This window comes from Listeria monocytogenes ATCC 19117 (assembly GCF_000307025.1).
In the GTDB taxonomy this organism is placed as follows: domain Bacteria; phylum Bacillota; class Bacilli; order Lactobacillales; family Listeriaceae; genus Listeria; species Listeria monocytogenes_B.
The window spans coordinates 1,399,851-1,417,322 of the sequence record NC_018584.1 but is presented as its reverse complement, the minus strand read 5'-3'; the positions used below and the strand labels follow the sequence as shown (position 1 = coordinate 1,417,322).

Genomic DNA, 17,472 nt, shown 5'->3' with positions numbered 1-17,472 from the left:
AAGCGAACATTTATTCGTATTTTTTATTTTGTGTAAGCACCGGTTGCTTTCTTCCTCATTATAACGGGATTTTCAGCTTTCGTCTAACACTTTTTTATTGCTCATTTCCGTTTTTTCTGCAGATTTTTTTCCTTTTCTTCTAAAAAAAAAGACTAATTTGCGTCTAAAAATTGTTTAATTAACTGAAATCCTTGTTTTACTGCACGGCGGCGATTATGGTTTCGATCTCTTCCATAGACAAACTGAAAAGCCTCTGTTTCATAACCTTTAACGCTTAGTCCAATCCAAATAGTGCCAGCAGGATGACCTTCTAAACTATCTGGACCTGCAACACCTGTAAAACTGATTCCAATATCCGTCTTACAAAGGCGGCTTACATTTTCAGCCATTTCCTTCGCACATTCCGCACTAACAACGCCTTTTTCTTTTATTACTTGGGGAGATACTTGTAATATAGATTGTTTTGTTTCTTCACTGTATGTCACCATACCACCTTTGAAAATTTTCGAAATGCCAGGAAAGCGGGCAATTTCTGCTTGGAACAAACCAGCAGTGAAACTTTCTGCGGCAGAGATGGTAAGTTCTTTTTCAAGTAACATCGCCGTAACTAATTCAGACAATGACACCTCTCCATATCCATATAAAAAGGTACCTTCTCGGCGCAATATTTCTTCCTCGGTTTCCTTCACAAGTCTGCTTGCTTCTTCTTTTGTTTTAGCTGTCGCTGTGATACGGACCACAACTTCATTATCACCAGCATATGTCGCAATCGTCGGGTTGACTTGCGTGACAATCAAATCATTTAAATCAGCAGCTAATTGTGACTCTCCAATTCCAAAAAAGCGCATAATTTTGGATTCTAAAATGTTTTGATCGCCACTTTCGCTTAAAAGCAATGGGTTAGCATAGCTTGTAAACATTGGTTTCATTTCAGATGGTGGACCTGGTAGCAAAACGTAAGTATGATTGTTTTCTCTTAAGTACATTCCAGCCGCAAAGCCAAAATCATTATTTAATACGATGGAATCTTCAATAATAACCGCTTGTAATTTATTATTTTCGGTCATAGTCCTATTCCTAGAAGTGAAATACTCATTAATTTTATTCATATGGTATTCATCTTCCACTAATTGCTTTTGTAGATGAGCAGCCAAGATTTGTTTTGTAATATCATCCTCAGTCGGTCCAAGTCCGCCGGTAAAGATTAAAATGTCACTTCGGTTTTCAGCGATTTCGATTACTTCTTTTAAACGTGTTGGGTTATCTCCAACTACCGTATGATGATATACATATATTCCGTCAGCAGCTAATTCTTGTGAAATAAACGCAGCATTAGAATTAACAATTTGCCCTAGTAATAGTTCTGTTCCTACTGCAATGATTTCTGCACTTGCCATCTTGCCCCATCTCCAATTCGATTTTTTGTATAGAAAAAAGCACACAATGGTATGCTTTTTTCATTTATTACATAGACCCTTTGAAAACACCACGATTTTTGTAGAAATAATCGATCCCTGACCATACTGCAAAGAATGCACATACATACAAGAACACTAAATCCACACGAATACCTGTCCAAGCAAATGGAAAATTATTTAATAACATAAGCGGAATAGCAATCATTTGTGTGAATGTTTTAATTTTACCAAGTTGACCAGCTGCAAGTACTTCTCCGCCTTCAACTAAAAGTAAGCGAAGACCAGTAACAGCTAGTTCACGACTAATAATAAGAATAACTACCCAAGATGGAGCGATATGCATTTCTACAAGAATAATAAATGCAGCTGCTACAAGTAGTTTATCAGCCATCGGATCAGCAAATTTACCGAAGTTAGTAATCAAATTATACTTGCGAGCTAAATGTCCATCAAACCAGTCTGTAAGAGCCGCTACAATGAAAATAATAGTTGCTACTAAACTAGTTACCGGAATAGTGGAATCAAGCCAAGTAACGCTTCCCCAGTCGAATGGCACTACACAAAGAATGACAAAAATTGGTATCATAAAAATTCGGATAACCGTCAATTTATTAGGTAAATTCATCTTTTTCTCTCCTTTTTTACATTTGAAAAGTATGTAATTATAAAAAATGTTGGCGAAATCTAATGAGTAGATTTCGCCATATAAAACAAATTATTCAGCATCTGAGCTAGTATCACTTGCTTCTAAATTAATTGTTAATACTTGTTTAACAAGATCAGGTGCAAGTTCTAGCTGTTTACCATTGATTTTTACAGTTGTAACAGGAGAATTTCCGATAACGATAGAAACCGTCTTGTTATCACCTAAATCAATTTCTGCAGAAGGATTTTGGGTTGATAGTGTTTCGTTTTGGATTGTACTACCATTCGCATCGGAAACGCCTATCCAAGAATCACCAGTGGCGCTAAGTGACAGAGTCATTTTGTCCGTATTTTTCACTGTGTACGTAGTGGCATTACCAGACGTCTCTCCTTTAGTCACTTCAACTTCTTTGGTTGTATCTTCTTTTTTATCCTTTGTTTCTGTAGATTTATCTTTGTTTGTTGTCGTATCTTTTTTCTCAGTGTCTTTACTTGTATCCTTGCTTTTTGTCGAATCTTCTACTTTTACTGTAGGATTATTTGTATCTGTTTTCACTTTTTCCGTGGAATTGTCTTGTTTATTAAGCAAGAAAAACCAAACAATGAAAAGAATAAACACAATAAATAAAGCAATAAGGATTTTTGGTAAGATATCAAAAAAACGATTACGAGTATTCGCTTGATTACCTACAGATTGTGCAGGCATCGGATTTCTTTTACTTTGTACCCGTGTTGGCTCATTATTTACTACTTCTTGTTGCGGTGTTTCCGGAACTTCGCTTTCAAACTCGTCGAAAAGTGTTGCGCTATCTATCCCAACTGCTTCTGCGTATTGTTTAATAAATGCCCTTGCATAAAATTTGCCAGGCATTACAGCATAATTTCCTTCTTCAATCGCTACCAAATAACGTTTTTGAATTTTCGTTACTTGTTGCAAGTCGTCTAAACTGAGTCCTTTTTCACGTCTAGCTTGTTTCAGTTTATCACCGAGTTCTGTCAAAATTAAACACCTACCATTACTAATTTCAAATTTCCATTTTTTTACTAAAATTACATAAGCCAACCGCCATTTAAGCGCAAAACTTCTCCAGTGATATAGCTTGCTTTTTTACTTGTCAAAAATGCTACAATTTCTGCAATTTCTTCTGGTTGGGCAAAACGATTTAAAGGGATTTCTTGACGAAGAATTTCTTTCTCCTCGTCCGAAAACTGATCCATCATTTTTGTTTCTACAACCCCTGGTGTAACTGCATTAACTGTTATTCCAGAAAGTCCCACCTCTTGACTTAGCGCACGGCAAAAGGCTATTTGTGCACCTTTTACAGTTGAATACGCTACTTCCATTGATGCACCAACTTCTCCCCATATAGAACTAATGAAAATAATTCTTCCTTGGCTACTTTTCATTAATTTGGGCATAAAAGTGCGAATTAATCGCATTGGCATATACATATGCACATTCCATAATTCAGTAATATTTATATCTGTAGTATCCTGGAATAAACCATAATGGGCGTGCCCTGCTGCATGAATAAAGGCATCTAACTGAAAAACTTGCTTCTCCATCTCTGTTAAACTTGTTAAATCATCAAAATCAGCTTGAATCAGTATAACATCTACATCTTCTGCTAGTAATTGTGGCAGTAATTTTTCCACTGCTTGTTTATTTTGATAATAGTGAAGATACAAGTTCCAACCAGCTTTCGCAAGTGACAAACAAATTGCTTGACCTATTTCCCCGCTAGCCCCTGTTACAAAAGCATATTTTATCTCTTTATCCAAAAAAAGGCAACCCTTTCCAGTCTATTTCTTTTATGATAGCATGACTCAGCAATTTATGCTATTTTTTCTACTAAAAAAAGACATAATTTGTTTATTGTTCTGGAAGTAATTGGAAACTTGTTGTTCGCTCTTCTTGATCCAAATTTTTAACAAATGCATTTACTTCTTCTAGGGTAACTTCCTCCATTAAAGGTAAAATATCGAATAAAGAAGCTGATTTCATAACGTATTGGCTAAATTGGTTCGCAATAAACTCCGGAGAATTCAGCGAACGCAAAAATTGACCAATTCGTTTGCGTTTTACTAATGCTAAATCAGATTCATTTAAGCCGTTTTTGGCAGCTTCTTTCATTGCTTCTTTGATTTTTTCGGTTTGTTTATCTGGATCTTTGGCATCTCCACCAACTAATACGAACGAGAAGCTATCTTGTAAGGTGTAATCATAGCCAAATGTGTCGTCAATGATTCCTTCGTTGTATAACTTCAAGTAAGTGTCAGAGGTTGTGCCAAAGAGCATTTCCAAGGCTACATCTCCAATAATTTCTTGTTTTAAAGCAGCTTGGCCTTCTAAAGAGCCAATATCTTCTTTAATCCCTACAAGGTTCTTAGCAATTTGAACAGGGAAATGAATTTTACGCTCTTTCACTGCAACTGTTTTTGGTTCTTCAGGGAAATGACGTTTGATCGGTGCAGCTTCAGCGAATTCTTTTTTCGCTTGATTGGCGCGAATCAGGTCCATCATTTGTTCTGGTTCTAAATTCCCTACAACAAAAAGGACCATGTTGCTAGGGTGATAGAATGTGTTATAGCAAAGATACAGTAAATCTTTGTTAATTTCGGCAATCGATTCAACGGTTCCAGCAATATCGATTTTTACTGGATGATTATGATACATATTTTCGATTACGCCAAAATAAGCGCGAAAATCAGGATCATCATCATACATTCTGATTTCTTGGCCGATAATACCTTTCTCTTTTTCAACAGTTTCTTCTGTGAAATACGGCTCTTGTACAAAGTCAATCAGCGTTTCCAAGTTTTCTTCCACTCGAGAAGTACTCGAGAAAAGATAAGCTGTTTTTGTGAAAGAGGTAAATGCATTCGTAAACGCGCCTTTTTCGCCAAATTTGAAGAATACATCGCCGTCTTCTTTTTCAAACATTTTATGTTCTAAGAAATGGGCAATACCATCTGGTACTTTCGTGAACTCTGTTTCACCAATTGGGACGAAGTTATTATCGATTGCACCGTAATTTGTTGTGAATACAGCATAAGTCTTACTAAAACCTTGTTTTGGAAGAAGATACACTTGTAAGCCATTTGCCATTTTTTCATGAAAGACTGCTTCTTTTACTTGCTCAAATGTGATTTTTTCCATGAAGTTCTTCTCCTCCCTTACTTAAGAAATAAATGGTATCTGGTTTAATTTTATTGATAGCAGCAACTACTTCTTCTTTGGTTGCTTGTTTGATTTTCGCAATCCAATTTTCTAAGTCTAAGTTTGCTTTACGTAGAACATTATTGTAAACCAGTTCTATCAAACCTTGCGCCTGATCATTTGTTTCAAGCAATTGGTTAATGAGCATTTCTTTTGTTTGGTTTAATTCATCTTCTGTAAAATTGCCTTGTTTCATTGCTACTACTTGTTCTTCAATAATTTTTAAGGCTTGTTCGTAATTTACTTCATCAATTCCAGCTGAAATAATCATATAACCTTTGAAAGAATCAATTCGGCTTGAAGCATAATAAGCCAGACTCGCTTTTTCGCGAACGTTGATAAAGATTTTCGAATTAGCAAATCCGCCAAGAAGCCCATTTGCAAGTTGAAGTGCAACGAAATCATCATCTCCAAATAAGGTTTCTGTTTGATAACCAAGTACAAGTTTCCCTTGATTAATCGCTTGTTGCTCATGAATAGTACGCACTACTTTTGGAGCTTCTTTTGTATAAAAAACACCTTTTCGTTCAGCACGTGGCGCAAAAGCCATTTTTTCGATAAGAGGAAATACTTCTTCTTTTGTTACATCTCCACAAATAAATATTTCGATAGCATCTTCTGCAATAAATTGTAAGTAGTATTCATATAAATCTTTCGCTGTGATAGCATCAATGTCTTCTAAAACGCCAGCTGAGCCAAAACGAAACTCATCATCGCGGAACATTTCTTCTACTAGTCGTTTAGAAGCAAAACGAATTTTGTCATCGTAAATACCTTCTAAACTACTTTTCAAGTTCTCTTTTTCGCGAGCAAGTGTTTCATCATTGAAAGCGCCGTTTGTCACATTTGGATGGAATAATGCTTGTTCTATAAAAGCAAAAGCATCTTCCAAAATATGAATTCCGTCCGATACATATTGCCCATCAATCATATCGAAAATAACAGTTAATACGTGTTCATTACCTTTTTTAGCTGTTGTTGTATAAAAATTAGCACCGTAAAGATTCGCTAATTGCTTTCTGAAAGCTGTTTGAGTTGGGTATTTTTCACTATTTGTTTCTAATAATATTGAAAGTAAAGCCCGTTTAGTTACTGTTTCTCTTTCTAATGGAGCGCGAAATTTGAAAACAATTTTATTGGATTTATATTTTTGGGTTGGAACAATTGTTAGTGCAACCGGACCAACTTTTTCTTGAAATATTTTGTCTGTCATTATAATGCTCCTTTCAAGCAATGATCTCACTTTCCTATTGTATCCTAAGTTGTTGCCACGCACAATTTTCTAGCATAAAAAACAGCCTAGAATTTAATCTAGGCTGTTTACTCGTATTATTTACCTTTAATGTAGTTCACACCATCTGCTTTTGGTGCTTCGGATTTACCGATAAAGCCAACAAGCGCTAAGATAGTTAATACATAAGGCGCAATTTGTAAGTAAACGTCTGGAATGTCTTTGAAGAATGGTAGCGATCCGCCGGTAATTGCCAAACATTGCGCAAATCCGAAGAAAATAGCTGCCCCCATTGCTCCAAGTGGGTTCCATTTACCAAAAATCATCGCTGCAAGGGCCATATAACCTTGACCGGAAATAGTTGCGTGTCCGAAATCAAGTGTAAAGGATTGGGCGTAAACCGCGCCACCTAGACCGCCAAGGATACCAGAAATGATAACCCCTTGGTATCTCATCCAGCGAACTTTGATTCCCATCGTATCTGCTGCAAGAGGATGTTCCCCTACAGAACGAAGACGAAGACCAAAACGCGTTTTATAAATAATAAACCAAGATGCGATTGCAAATAGAATCGCCACATAACTCATTACCGGAATGTTTTTGAAGAAAATATCACCAATAACTGGAATATCACTTAAAACAGGAATATCCGGTTTACCAAAGTAGTACTTAATTTGATCTGTTTGGCCTTTATCATAAATTACTTTTACAAGGAATAAAGATAGACCGGTTGCTAAAAAGTTAATCGCTACACCACTGATTACGTGGTCAGCGCGGAAGTTAATAGTTGCAACAGCATGTACAAGAGAGAATAATCCCCCAACGACCATCGCCGCAATAAGTGAAATCCAAGGAGTTAAATTGCCGAAAGTGTCTTGGAAAGTAAGGTTAAAGACGATAGCAGAGAATGCTCCCATAACCATCATACCTTCTAGTCCAATATTAACCACACCGCCTCGTTCTGAATAAACGCCCCCGAGAGCAGTAAAAATTAGTGGGCCTGCCATAAGCAGTGTACTAGAAACAATTGTCGCTAAAATGGCTGTCATTCTGCTTTCGCCCCCTTCTTAAATTTTGCCATCGCCCAGCGGATAATGTAGCTGGATGCCACAAAGAAGATAATCAGAGCGATAATTACGTTGACTAATTCGTTTGGAACGCCTGCAACTGCTGGCATGTTTAGTGCTCCTACTTTTAGAGCGCCGAACAAGATGGCAGAGAAGACAATCCCAATTGGAGAACTTCCTCCGAGTAATGCAACGGCGATACCGTCAAAACCAATCCCTGGAGAAGAAGTTAAAACATAAGCCGTTCCGTATGTTCCAAGACCTTCCATTACGCCACCAAGACCAGCAAGCGCTCCGGCAATAACCATGGAAAAGATAATTGTTTTCTTTACACTCATACCGGCATATTGCGATGCATTTTCGTTAAATCCAACTGCTTCGATTTCGTAACCAAAAGTAGTTTTGTTTAACATTAACCAAATAATAAGTGCAAAACCTAGGGCTATTAAAATCCCCCAATGTAGAGACGAATAATCTGTAAGTGATTGTAATAATTCAGATTGTAAGGAAGCGGACGCATGAATTTCTTGCGTTTTGTCCAAACCATCTGTAAGTAAATTTTGTACGACATAGTTGAAAATATAAAGTGCCGTGTAATTAAGCATGATTGTTACGATAACTTCATTCACACGTAAAGTTGCTTTTAATATACCTGGGATGAATGCCCAAAGTGCACCAAAAACCATACCAGTAATAATCGCAAGTGGTAAATGAATCCATTTAGTTAAACCGTCAAAGTTTACAGCGATGATAATGGAACCTAACCATCCCATCAGCATTTGACCTTCCGCACCAATATTGAAAAGTCCGGCTTTAAATGCAACTGCAACAGATAGACCAACTAAAATGTACGGTGTAGCTTGGCGGATTGTTTCACCAATATAGAAATTTTCTCCGATAACACCTTGAATCAGAGCCGAATAACCAGCAATTGGGTCATATCCAAAAATAAGCATGATAATCGCACCGCAGATAAGTCCAAGGATAACGGCTGTAACTGGGATAACTAATGCTTGTAGTCGTTTAGACATGCTCTTTCTCCCCCATTTCCGCTTCCTGTTTGGATGAACCAGCCATCATCAGACCAAGTTCTTGCTCCGTTGTTTCTTTCGGATCAACAATAGCAACGATTTTCCCTTCGTATATAACCGCAATACGGTCACTTACATTCATGATTTCATCTAATTCGAACGACATAAGTAAAACAGCTTTTCCATTATCTCGTTGTTCAATCAAGCGTCTATGAATGAATTCAATTGCTCCAACATCTAGTCCACGTGTTGGCTGAGCCGCAATTAAGAAATCTGGATTACGGTGTATCTCCCTTGCAATAATTGCTTTTTGTTGGTTACCACCAGAAAGCGATTTTGCTGCTACGTATTCGCTACTTGCACGAACATCGTATTCTTCAATTAACTCACGCGCAAAGTCGTACATTGCTTTATGATTTAAGAAGCCTTTGCTAGAAATAGGTTTTTTATAATATGTTTGTAAAGCAATATTTTCTCCTAGAGACATTTCGAGTACTAAACCATGTTTATGACGGTCTTCTGGAATATGTCCTAAACCAGCTTCCGTAATTTTACGAGGTTTTTTGTTTTCGATATGCTCGCCATTAAGAAGAATACTACCACTAGTTACTTTAGAAAGACCTGCAATCGCTGAAATAAGTTCACTCTGACCATTACCATCGACTCCAGCTATTCCGACGATTTCGCCAGCTCTGACAGTCAAATTAAGTCCACGAACACTTTCAACTCCGCGGCTTTCTTTCACAACTAAATCTTTTACTTCTAAAACATCTTTGCCAGGTTTGGCATCTATTTTCTCTGTTGTAAAGACCACTTCACGACCAACCATTAAATTAGCCAAATCTTGTGGTGTTGTTTCCGGAACATTAACAGTACCCATACCTTTACCACGGCGAATAACAGTTACACGGTCACAAACATCCATGATTTCTTTTAGTTTATGTGTGATTAAAATGATGGATTTGCCTTCTTTAATAAGGGAACGCATAATTTGGATTAATTCTTTGATTTCTTGGGGTGTCAAAACAGCTGTTGGTTCATCAAAAATCAAGATATCTGCACCACGGTAAAGCGTTTTTAGAATTTCCACACGTTGTTGCATACCGATTGAAATATCTCGTACAACTGCATTTGGATCAACGCGTAAGCCGTAACGATCAGAAATTTCTTTAATTTCTTCAATCGCTTTTTTCTTTTCGATAACACCGAGTTTGCTTGGCTCTTTACCAAGGATGATGTTTTCTGCAACCGTGAATTTATCCACTAACATGAAATGTTGATGGACCATTCCGATTCCAAGCTCATTTGCTTTGTTCGGGCTATTGATATTTTCTTTCGTACCACGAACACGAATTTCGCCACCATCTGGTTCATATAAACCAAACAAGACATTCATTAGCGTAGATTTACCTGCGCCATTCTCACCTAACAAAGCATGAATTTCTCCCTGCTTTAACTGTAAGGTAATGTTATCATTTGCTACAAATCCAGAGAATTCCTTCCTGATTCCTAACATTTCAATAACAAAGTCCACTTCTTCACTCCCCTTGTCGTCTGGTTCAAACTGGAAAAACAGCCACACGCGCGATTCTCTCGAAGGACGCCGCCTCTCCCCGTACTTCCTCCCGAAGAAGGTTCCGAGTTTTTTATCCGTTTGTTGTTCAATGACTTTTCAGCTTAAATACTTTGGTATGTTGTAAAATGCGATTTATAATACCATCTATGTACGAAAGTTTACCTTGCATTTTTAAGCTATTAAAAAAGCCATCTCCTTATTTTATTTCTAAATGGCATTCATTGCAATCATAAATTCCAATATACCGATTATTTTCTTTTAGTAAAAGGGTTTACCTATCAAATTAAAACGCTTACAAATTATTTTTTTATGAAAGCCGGTACGTTTGATACCGACTTTCATAAAAGGTTTTACTTCGTTCATATTACTCATTTTTTATAACTATAAAATCAAGGTTTTTCTGGAACTTTAATGTCCCCATCAACGATTTTTTGTTTGTACTCTTCTACTTTAGCAAGAACGTCTTTAGAAATATTATCTTGATGTTCAGAAAGCCCTACAGCATCTTTATCAAGACCGTATTCAATTTTAGTTCCGCCTGGGAAATCTCCAGCTTTAGCACGAGTTGCAAGGTCTTCTACAGCGATATCAACACGTTTGATTTCAGATGTAAGAGTTACATTGTAATCTTTGCCATCGTTTGCTGTAACTTTTCCTTCGTCCCATTGGTCACGGTCAACACCGATTACCCAAACAGCACGGCTAGGATCTTTTTTCTTCAGGTTTTTAGCTTCTGCAAAGACACCGTTACCAGTACCACCAGCAGCATGGAAAATTACGTCAACTCCACTTGAATACATGGAAGAAGCGATTTGTTGTCCTTTGTCTGCTTTAGCGAAATCGTTTGCATATTGCACATCAATTTGTGCGTTAGGATTAACAGCTTTTACACCAGCAGTGAAACCAGCTTCAAAACGGTCGATAACAGTTCCTTTTACTCCACCAACAAATCCAACTTTATTTGTTTTTGTTGTTAAGCCAGCTACTACACCAACTAGATAAGAACCATCGTTATCTTTAAATCCAATACTTACTACATTATCACGGTCATCAATTGTGTCATCAACAATAGCGAATTGATTTTTAGGTTTTTGTTTAGAAACTTCTTCAATTGCATCTTTCAGTTTGTAACCAATTCCATAAATTAAATCATAATCGCTACGAACAGCAGTGTTTAAGTTTGTTTTGTAGTCTGCTTCAGAAGCTGATTGCAAGTAGTTGTAACCATCTGTACCTTTTTCCATGTCGTTAGCTTTACCAAATTTTTGTAAGCCTTCCCATGCTGATTGGTTAAACGAACGGTCATCAACGCCACCAGTATCTGTAACCATTGCTACTGTAAAATCTTTACTGCTCTTATCATCGCTACTTTTTTTATCGTCGCTACTCGAACCACAAGCACCTAGGATAACGCCAGAAGCAATAATCATTGATAGTGCTAAAGCAAATGTACGCTTTTTCACCTTAAAACCCCTCCCGAGAGATATAATGTTAGTCAGAGCTTTCTGTCAAAACAAACATTCAGGCGCGTATTAAAAAATTATGTATGGTCCCTTTTTCGGAAAACGCACAAAAACATTTAACGTCTTCTCTAACTGTTCTTAATATAACATGGAAAATAAAATAAATAAATAACCAACTTCATAAATTTTTAATGCAAATGAATTCAGAAAATTTAATTCTGTCGGAATCATTCGTTTTTTTGTCAATCCTTAGGCACAAGCGCATTAACGTGAAAAAGTAAACAATCAAGTTTAGTTGCAATCCTCTTTTATTCCCTTCATAATAAAATGAATAATGAAAGGCGGGATGGAAATGGCAAAAATAGGTTTTATTGGTTTTGGAAGTATGGCATCGTTAATTGCGACTAAAATAATAGAAACTGAGGTTGCAACTCCCGAAGAACTCATCCTTTATTCCAATTCAAAAAACGAACATTTCAACCAATTTTATAATAAATATCCAACTGCTAAGCTAGCTGATAACGAAGCCGAAATTTTCACAAAAGCAGATCATAGCTTCGTTTGTAAGTTACCTCTCGCAGTTTTACCACTTATGAAAGATTGTGCTGCGGTATTGACACCTGATCGTCATGTGATTTCTATTGCAGCTGGTGTGAGTACTTCAGATATTATTGAAATCACTCCGGGTTTACAGGTAAGTAAATTAATCCCTTCTCTCACAACTGCTGTTAATGTTGGAACTACTTTGATTGCGCACGCTGACACAGTGAATCAAGCTAACACTTCTTGGTTAGAAACGACATTTGAGCATTTTGGACATGTAATGACTATCCGAGAGGAAAATATGGATATCGCTAGCGATTTAACTAGCTCTTCTCCTGGAATAATTGCTGCTATTTTCGAGCAATTTGTAGAAGCTGCTCTTAGAAGATCTTCATTATCAGATGCGGAAGTATTTCAAATGATTAATTTTGCTTTAGCTGGGACTTCTAAATTATTAGTAGAAGAAGATTACACGTTTAGTGGCTTAATTGAACGCGTTGCTACAAAGGGCGGGATCACTGCTGAAGGCATTGAACTCAGTGAGGAGCAGTTACCCCAATTTTTTGACGAACTCCTTGACCGAACTCAAACAAAATATGCTTCTAGTAAAAAAGAAATTCAAGCACAAAAGCAAGATTTACTTTTATAAAAAAGGGTTGCGACTACAAATCGCAACCTTTTTTTATTCATGCTCTGGATTAATTTCCACATTTACTCTTCTTGGTTTACTTCCTTCGTAAGGTCCAACTACACCTCTTTGTTCCATTTCATCAATCAACCTAGCTGCACGATTATAGCCAATACGGAATTTTCTTTGTAACATCGAAACGGAAGCTGTCTGCATTTCTACAACAAGCTCCACTGCTTCGTGATACAATTCATCCGTTACTTCTCCTTCGACTTCTGGAATATCATCAGGAATCATTTCTTCGCTATATTGTGCTTTTTGTTGCGAAATAACGTAATTAACTACATCTTCTACTTCTGCATCCGATAAAAAAGCGCCTTGAATTCGGGTAGGTTTACTAGAGCCAACTGGAAGTAACAGCATATCGCCTCGTCCAAGTAACTTCTCTGCTCCGCCCATATCAAGAATCGTTCTTGAATCAATGGAACTTGAAACGGCAAAAGCAATTCGAGACGGGATATTCGCTTTAATTACGCCGGTTATAACATCTACTGATGGACGCTGTGTTGCGATAATTAAATGTATTCCCGCAGCACGTGCCATTTGAGCAAGGCGAGTAATCGCATCTTCTACGTCATTGGAAGCTACCATCATCAAGTCAGCTAACTCATCTACAATTACAACAATAAAAGGCAATTCAGGTTGTTTTTCTTCGTTCAGCTCATTATGTTTTTTTACATAATCATTGTAGCCTTGCATATTACGAGTACCTGTATGCGAAAATAAATCATAGCGCCGTTCCATTTCCGCAACGACTTTTTGCAATGCTTGGGCTGCTTTTTTAGGATTGGTAACAACTGGTGCGAGCAAGTGTGGAATGCCATTATAGACATTTAGCTCAACCATTTTTGGATCAATCATCATCATTTTGACTTCATGTGGTTTGGCACGGAGTAAAATGCTTGTAATAATACCATTAATACACACAGATTTCCCGCTACCAGTTGCTCCTGCGACGAGTAAATGAGGCATCTTATCGAGACTTGCCATCATTGCTTCTCCAGAAATATCACGACCAAGTGCTATTTGAAGCTTCTCGTCTGGATTGTTTTTAGGGTTGTTTTCTAACACTTCACGTAAAGAAACCATGGCTACATTTTGGTTCGCTACTTCGATTCCAATAGCAGATTTCCCCGGAATTGGCGCTTCAATTCGAATATCTTTTGCTGCTAGAGCAAGTGCTATATCATCACTGAGTGAAACAATCTTGCTCACTTTAACACCGACAGATGGTTGTACTTCATATTTTGTCACTGCAGGGCCAAGATGAACTTGGGTGATTTTTGCTTTCACTCCGAAGCTTTCAAAGGTATCTTCTAATTTTTTTGCGTTTACTTTAATTTGGTCATATTCTTTACTTTGATCCGTTACTTTAGCCGGTGCTAAAATATCAACGGGGGGCAATTGATAAATCTCATTTTCGAACGATTCTTGCTGAAACATTTCTAAATCTTGCTCTTGTTTGGTTGTTTTTTCTTCGACTGGTGCTTTTTCTTGTTCTACTTTGGAGCTAAAGTTAGAGATGATTGGTGGCGCTTTTTCTTCTTGCGCGGGGTCTACTACATCTAGTACTTCATCAGGCTCAACCTCAACTATTTTCTCTGCTTTCTTTTTATCACGTTTCGCTTTCACTTCTTTGCCTTTTTCGGTCGCAACTTTGCCTTTTGCAAATAAGTAACGAACAAATTCGGCAATTTTGGAGAAAAATTGCCGGATGGAAATACCCGATACAAGGGAAAAACCATAGATAATAAGTAGAACAGCTATCAAATTCGTTCCTAATCTATCTAATAAGAAATACGTAACGGAGGTAATTACTGCCCCAATCATTCCCCCACCAACAAAACCAACTTGATTTGGTCTAAATAAATTTTCTAATACTAATTTCCAAGTACTAGAAATAACGGAGGCATTTGCTCCTAAGTTGTGGATAATGAAATACATATGTATATATGTCAAAAAGCCTAAAACAATAAGATAAATACCGACTAGTCTTTTGCTAAATAAGTGAGGCATTTTTCTTCTAATCACCATGTACCCACCAAGTATCACGCTACCCGCAAGTAATACATAGCTTAAAAGACCAACAAACATTTCAGCCAGAGCAAAAAAACCGCGACCGACAAAGCCTAATTGTAAAAGTCCGATAACTCCTATTGCTATTAAAATAACCCCTGTTATTTCTAAACGAAAAGAGGCTGATTGTTTCTTTTTTGAGCGTGTTGACGATTTTTTACGTCCGCTCGTTTTTTTCTTTTGTGTCGCCATTTCAAGTCCCACCCATTCCTTTTTTGCTTGTTTTATTATAGCACATCTATCCGTTCTGTCGCTCATACTATAGCCCTATTATACAAACAAATGTTTCCTTTCGTCAAAAAACCATATATCCCAAGTAGGAGATATATGGTTTCTGTTTTGTTATAGGTGCGGTGTTTTCGTGTTCATCAGCTTTCCGCCGCGGACTTCCGACATACTTCCTCCGACAGCTAAGAAGGCATCTGGATCTATTTCATCCAGAATGGCTTTCACTTTTACTTCTTCAAATCTTGAGACGATAACGAAAACTACTTTTCTTACATCACCGGAATACCCGCCAGTTGCATCTAAGTATGTAACACCTTTTCCAAGTTGCTCCATAATTTCTGCTCCAATTTCCTCGTAATAGCGGCTGATAATAAAAGCACTTTTCGATTCATCTACACCTTGAATAACAATATCAATTACTTTATACGCTAGGAAATACGTAATTAAGGAATACATCGCTCGATCCCAGTTGAACACAAGTCCAGCAACGATAAAAATAACAATATTAATAAACATAATAATTTGTCCTGTTGAAAATGGCGTCCGACCGTTAATAATGATTGAAATGATTTCTGTTCCATCAAGCGCCCCTCCGTTACGAATAACAAGACCCACCCCAAGACCAAGCGTCATTCCGCCAAAAACAGTCGCAAGTAGTAAATCATCTGTCACTGGATCCATATCGTGTAAAACGAGCGTTACAATCGACATGACTGCAATTCCGTACAATGTAAACAGCGCAAATACTTTTCCGATTTTTCGGTAACCTATGATGAAAAACGGAATATTAAGTACAAAAGTTAAAACCCCTAGTGGCAGCGGCGTTAGTTGCGAAATAATAATCGAAATACCAACGACTCCACCATCTAAAATTCGGTTGTTTACAAGGAAAAGTTCCAGCCCAACCCCCATCAAAATTGCGCCAAAGGTAATCATTAAAAACTTATAAACAAACCACTTCAACCTTTTCCTGCGTTCTTGTTTTACTTTTTTTAAAGCTAGTTCTTCCATAAACGATTCATTTATTTGCACATAGCTCACGCCCAATCCTTACTTCATTCTTTATTTTAGGCAATGAAAACAGGATTTGCTTTCATCAACAAAATTTTCGCTTCATATTTAATAAGTATACCATAGCTTTTTTGTACTTGTACATATAGTTAACTATAAGAAGCATTTTTTTACGGTTCGGTTACTTGCCAGTCTGAATTTGCTATAGTATAGTATTAATGCGCAAACTTGTGGAGAATTTTTCTTACACATGAAATACATTTTGAAGGGTGATAAGATTATGAGTGACTATCAAGTGTTGTTATATTACAAATACACAACGATTGATGATCCAGAAACTTTTGCAAAAGAGCATCTTGCTGCTTGCAAAGAAATGGGATTAAAAGGCCGAATTTTGGTGGCTACTGAGGGGATTAATGGCACCGTTTCGGGTACAGTAGAAGCAACAAACAAATATATGGATTATATGGCAAACGATGCTCGCTTCGCTGATATGGTATTTAAAATTGACGCGGCTGATGCTCATGCTTTTAAGAAAATGCATGTACGGCCTCGTGCTGAAATTGTTAGTTTAAGTTTAGAAGAAGATGTTAATCCTTTAGAAGTTACAGGGACTTATTTAGAGCCTTCTGAGTTTCGTGAAGCATTGTTGGATGAAGATACGGTTATTTTAGACGCTAGAAATGATTATGAATTTGATATCGGTCATTTCCGCGGCGCTGTTCGTCCAGATATTCAAAATTTCCGTGAGTTACCAGGATGGATTGAAGATAATCGCGAGCAACTTGCTGATAAAAAAATCGTCACTTACTGTACTGGTGGTATTCGTTGTGAGAAATTTTCCGGTTGGTTAAAAACAGCGGGTTTTGATGATGTAAGTCAACTTCACGGCGGGATTGCGACTTACGGTAAAAACGAAGAAACCAAAGGGGAACTTTGGGACGGCCAAATGTACGTTTTTGATGAAAGAATCGCGGTTCCGATTAACCAAGTAAACCCTACTATCGTTGGGAAAGATTACTTTGACGGCACGCCTTGCGAACGTTACATCAATTGTGCTAACCCGTATTGCAATAAGCAAATCCTAGCTTCTATCGAAAATGAGAAAAAATATTTGCGTAGTTGTTCGCATGATTGCCGCGTTCATCCCGCAAATCTTTATACGAAAAATTTATCTAAAGAAGAATTCACTGAACGTCTTCAAGCAATCGATGAAACTTTACCAGAAATGGTTCAATAAATAAAAAACCAGCTTTGCTAAATGAATAGCAGCTG

Annotated in this window: 14 protein-coding genes; 2 read left to right on the top strand and 12 right to left on the bottom strand. The window is 37.3% G+C overall.

Going from position 1 to position 17,472, the window contains the following annotated elements:
- Positions 1 to 152: 152 nt before the first annotated feature.
- The 10 genes from LMOATCC19117_RS07065 to LMOATCC19117_RS07020 form a co-directional block, all read right to left on the bottom strand.
- Entirely contained in the window at positions 153 to 1,397 is a 1,245-nt protein-coding gene (locus tag LMOATCC19117_RS07065; protein WP_003725960.1) for a competence/damage-inducible protein A, read from the bottom strand.
- 67 nt (positions 1,398 to 1,464) lie between these two features.
- Complete coding sequence (pgsA, locus tag LMOATCC19117_RS07060; protein WP_003723921.1) at positions 1,465 to 2,043, bottom strand: CDP-diacylglycerol--glycerol-3-phosphate 3-phosphatidyltransferase; 579 nt, start codon at positions 2,041 to 2,043, stop codon at positions 1,465 to 1,467.
- 90 nt (positions 2,044 to 2,133) lie between these two features.
- Positions 2,134 to 3,063: a helix-turn-helix domain-containing protein gene (locus LMOATCC19117_RS07055; RefSeq protein WP_003734576.1), complete on the bottom strand. Its 930-nt coding sequence runs from the start codon at positions 3,061 to 3,063 to the stop codon at positions 2,134 to 2,136.
- A gap of 50 nt (positions 3,064 to 3,113) precedes the next feature.
- Positions 3,114 to 3,845: an elongation factor P 5-aminopentanone reductase gene (gene ymfI, locus LMOATCC19117_RS07050; RefSeq protein WP_003727459.1), complete on the bottom strand. Its 732-nt coding sequence runs from the start codon at positions 3,843 to 3,845 to the stop codon at positions 3,114 to 3,116.
- A 91-nt stretch (positions 3,846 to 3,936) separates the two neighbouring features.
- Complete coding sequence (gene yfmH / locus LMOATCC19117_RS07045) at positions 3,937 to 5,223, bottom strand: EF-P 5-aminopentanol modification-associated protein YfmH (protein ID WP_003727460.1); 1,287 nt, start codon at positions 5,221 to 5,223, stop codon at positions 3,937 to 3,939.
- The gene (yfmF, locus tag LMOATCC19117_RS07040) at positions 5,204 to 6,496 is read right to left on the bottom strand and encodes an EF-P 5-aminopentanol modification-associated protein YfmF (protein WP_003734575.1); all 1,293 of its coding nucleotides are present in this window, start codon (positions 6,494 to 6,496) and stop codon (positions 5,204 to 5,206) included. The genes yfmH and yfmF overlap by 20 nt, the downstream gene beginning before the upstream one ends.
- Positions 6,497 to 6,612: 116 nt before the next feature.
- Positions 6,613 to 7,563 carry an ABC transporter permease gene (locus LMOATCC19117_RS07035; protein WP_003727462.1) on the bottom strand — a complete coding sequence of 317 codons (951 nt, stop codon included), beginning with the start codon at positions 7,561 to 7,563 and terminating at the stop codon, positions 6,613 to 6,615.
- Entirely contained in the window at positions 7,560 to 8,612 is a 1,053-nt protein-coding gene (locus LMOATCC19117_RS07030; protein ID WP_003725954.1) for an ABC transporter permease, read from the bottom strand. Before LMOATCC19117_RS07030 ends, LMOATCC19117_RS07035 begins: the two co-directional genes overlap by 4 nt.
- Positions 8,605 to 10,146: an ABC transporter ATP-binding protein gene (locus LMOATCC19117_RS07025; protein ID WP_003727463.1), complete on the bottom strand. Its 1,542-nt coding sequence runs from the start codon at positions 10,144 to 10,146 to the stop codon at positions 8,605 to 8,607. The genes LMOATCC19117_RS07030 and LMOATCC19117_RS07025 overlap by 8 nt, the downstream gene beginning before the upstream one ends.
- A 431-nt stretch (positions 10,147 to 10,577) precedes the next feature.
- Positions 10,578 to 11,651, bottom strand: coding sequence for a BMP family lipoprotein (locus tag LMOATCC19117_RS07020; protein ID WP_003722514.1), 1,074 nt, complete (start codon positions 11,649 to 11,651; stop codon positions 10,578 to 10,580).
- A 352-nt stretch (positions 11,652 to 12,003) separates the two neighbouring features.
- On the opposite strand from LMOATCC19117_RS07020, the gene proG reads away from it, so the two are divergent.
- Positions 12,004 to 12,843, top strand: a complete 840-nt coding sequence (proG, locus tag LMOATCC19117_RS07015; RefSeq protein ID WP_003725950.1) for a pyrroline-5-carboxylate reductase ProG — start codon at positions 12,004 to 12,006, stop codon at positions 12,841 to 12,843.
- Between the two features lie 33 nt (positions 12,844 to 12,876).
- Here proG and LMOATCC19117_RS07010 read toward each other — a convergent pair whose 3' ends face one another.
- Both LMOATCC19117_RS07010 and LMOATCC19117_RS07005 read right to left on the bottom strand, forming a co-directional pair.
- The gene (locus LMOATCC19117_RS07010; RefSeq protein WP_003734574.1) at positions 12,877 to 15,150 is read right to left on the bottom strand and encodes a DNA translocase FtsK; all 2,274 of its coding nucleotides are present in this window, start codon (positions 15,148 to 15,150) and stop codon (positions 12,877 to 12,879) included.
- Between the two features lie 150 nt (positions 15,151 to 15,300).
- Positions 15,301 to 16,227: a YitT family protein gene (locus LMOATCC19117_RS07005; RefSeq protein ID WP_003727465.1), complete on the bottom strand. Its 927-nt coding sequence runs from the start codon at positions 16,225 to 16,227 to the stop codon at positions 15,301 to 15,303.
- A gap of 250 nt (positions 16,228 to 16,477) precedes the next feature.
- Here LMOATCC19117_RS07005 and LMOATCC19117_RS07000 point away from each other — a divergent pair, with 250 nt between their 5' ends.
- A complete protein-coding gene (locus LMOATCC19117_RS07000) occupies positions 16,478 to 17,437 on the top strand; it encodes a rhodanese-related sulfurtransferase (protein WP_003734573.1) in 960 nt (319 codons plus the stop codon).
- Positions 17,438 to 17,472 lie beyond the last annotated feature (35 nt).

Excerpts from the sequence above, each read along its gene's own strand:
- pgsA (WP_003723921.1), bottom strand. The coding sequence starts at position 2,043 with ATGAATTTACCTAATAAATTGACGGTTATCCGAATTTTTATGATACCA.
- LMOATCC19117_RS07010 (WP_003734574.1), bottom strand. The coding sequence starts at position 15,150 with ATGGCGACACAAAAGAAAAAAACGAGCGGACGTAAAAAATCGTCAACA.
- yfmH (WP_003727460.1), bottom strand. The coding sequence starts at position 5,223 with ATGGAAAAAATCACATTTGAGCAAGTAAAAGAAGCAGTCTTTCATGAA.
- LMOATCC19117_RS07030 (WP_003725954.1), bottom strand. The coding sequence starts at position 8,612 with ATGTCTAAACGACTACAAGCATTAGTTATCCCAGTTACAGCCGTTATC.
- LMOATCC19117_RS07000 (WP_003734573.1), top strand. The coding sequence starts at position 16,478 with ATGAGTGACTATCAAGTGTTGTTATATTACAAATACACAACGATTGAT.
- yfmF (WP_003734575.1), bottom strand. The coding sequence starts at position 6,496 with ATGACAGACAAAATATTTCAAGAAAAAGTTGGTCCGGTTGCACTAACA.
- LMOATCC19117_RS07065 (WP_003725960.1), bottom strand. The coding sequence starts at position 1,397 with ATGGCAAGTGCAGAAATCATTGCAGTAGGAACAGAACTATTACTAGGG.
- LMOATCC19117_RS07035 (WP_003727462.1), bottom strand. The coding sequence starts at position 7,563 with ATGACAGCCATTTTAGCGACAATTGTTTCTAGTACACTGCTTATGGCA.
- proG (WP_003725950.1), top strand. The coding sequence starts at position 12,004 with ATGGCAAAAATAGGTTTTATTGGTTTTGGAAGTATGGCATCGTTAATT.